Source organism: Streptomyces sodiiphilus (assembly GCF_039529215.1).
Classification (GTDB): domain Bacteria; phylum Actinomycetota; class Actinomycetes; order Streptomycetales; family Streptomycetaceae; genus Streptomyces; species Streptomyces sodiiphilus.
This window is the reverse complement of sequence record NZ_BAAAMJ010000120.1, coordinates 1-2,038: the sequence shown is the minus strand read 5'-3', so window position 1 is coordinate 2,038 and position 2,038 is coordinate 1. Positions and strand designations below refer to the sequence as shown.

2 protein-coding genes are annotated in these 2,038 nt (G+C 68.9%); both read right to left on the bottom strand.

Annotation, left to right across the window (positions count from 1 at the left end):
• Positions 1-63 precede the first annotated feature (63 nt).
• On the bottom strand, positions 64-720 hold the full coding sequence (locus tag ABD299_RS24885) for a maleylpyruvate isomerase family mycothiol-dependent enzyme (RefSeq protein ID WP_344267048.1): 657 nt from the start codon (positions 718-720) through the stop codon (positions 64-66).
• A gap of 16 nt (positions 721-736) precedes the next feature.
• Positions 737-2,038: adenosylhomocysteinase (ahcY, locus tag ABD299_RS24880; protein WP_344267046.1), on the bottom strand; the 1,302-nt coding region annotated here is incomplete at its 5' end.

The window sequence follows — 2,038 nt, the reverse complement described above, 5'->3', positions numbered from 1 at the left end:
CGGCCGGAGTGCTCCGGCCGGCCTCTCCCGCGCTTCCGCCGCCGCCCCGGCGGGGGACCGCTGTCAGCGATAGATGACGAGCTCGCTCTCCTCGGCCCCGGACAGGGCATAACGCGTGCCGACCACCGGACGGCCGGAGTAGAGCCGGATCAGCACCTCGGGGCCGCAGCGGAGCCGGCCGGGAGGGCGGTCCTCCACGACCCGGCCGAGCACCAGCGGCCCGTTGCGCTGCGGGAGTTCGGCGTACACGCGGGGCGTGCCACGGGTCCGGCTGGCCTCGGCGAGGATCGCCAGCGCGTCCCACACGCTCTCCCCGCCGTAGGCCCCCGGGACCCCGAAGGCGTCCCGGACATCGCCGGCGTGCACCCACTCGCCCAGGGCGATCACGTCCAGCTCACCGCCGGCCTTGGCGATGGCCGGGCCGGCTTCGAGGAAGCCCCGTTCCAGCTCGTCGAGAACGCGGCTCAGCGGCCACTCGCGGCGGTGCGCCACGTCGGCGGCGTTCGCCCGAGGAGTGAACCCCTCCTCGTACCGGTCCTCCACGATGCGGGTCAGCGCGCCGGCGCAGTGCGCGAGAACATCCCGTACCGTCCATCCCGGGCAGGCCGTGCGGAGGGTGAACCGGCGTTCGGGAGACTTCCGCAGCAGGGGCAGCAGGGTCGCGTGCTCGGTGTGCAGCAGCCTGGTGGGCAGGTGCGTGTCCACGGTGGAACCAGACATGGTCACCGTCACCGCCTCAGTACCGGTAGTGGTCGGGCTTGTAGGGGCCTTCCACCGAGACGCCGATGTAGGAGGCCTGTTCCGGGGTGAGCTCGGTCAGCCGGGCTCCCAGTGCCTCCAGATGCAGCCGGGCGACCTTCTCGTCCAGGTGCTTGGGCAGCACATGCACCCCGACCGGATACTCCTGCGTCCGCGTGAACAGCTCGATCTGCGCGATCGTCTGATTCGCGAAACTGTTCGACATCACGAACGACGGATGCCCCGTCGCATTCCCCAGATTCAGCAGCCGCCCCTCCGACAGCACGATGATGCTGTGCCCCTCCGGGAACCGCCACGTGTGCACCTGCGGCTTCACCTCATCCCGCACCACACCCTCCAACGCCGCCAGCCCCGCCATGTCGATCTCATTGTCGAAATGACCGATGTTCCCCACGATCGCCTGATGCTTCATCCCCCGCATGTGCGCGGCCGTGATCACATCCTTGTTGCCCGTCGCGGTGATGAAGATGTCGGCCGTCCCCACCACATCCTCAAGACGTGCCACCTGGTACCCGTCCATCGCCGCCTGCAGCGCACAGATCGGATCGATCTCCGTCACGATCACCCGCGCGCCCTGCCCCCGCAGCGACTCCGCACACCCCTTCCCCACATCCCCGTAACCGCACACCACCGCGACCTTGCCACCGATCAACACATCCGTGGCCCGGTTGATCCCGTCCACCAGCGAATGCCGGCACCCGTACCGGTTGTCGAACTTCGACTTCGTCACCGCGTCATTCACATTCACCGCCGGGAACAACAACTCCCCCGCCCGGAACATCTCGTACAACCGGTGCACACCCGTCGTCGTCTCCTCCGTCACCCCACGGATCTCCGACGCCACATTCGTCCACTTCCGCCCATCAGCGGCCAGCGACCGGTTCAGCAACTCCAGCACCACCCGGTGCTCCTCGTTCTCCGCCGACCCCGGATCAGGCGCCGCACCCACCTTCTCGTACTGCACCCCCTGATGCACCAGCATCGTCGCGTCCCCGCCGTCGTCCAGAATCATGTTCGGACCACCCGACGGACTGTCCGGCCACGACAGCGCCTGCTCCGTGCACCACCAGTACTCCTCCAGCGTCTCACCCTTCCAGGCGAACACCGGGATCCCCGCCACCGCCATCGCCGCCGCGGCGTGATCCTGGGTGGAGAAGATGTTGCACGAAGCCCACCGCACCCGGGCGCCCAGCGCCACCAGCGTCTCGATCAGCACCGCCGTCTGCACCGTCATGTGCAGCGAACCCGTGATCCGCGCACCCGCCAGCGGCTGCGCGGC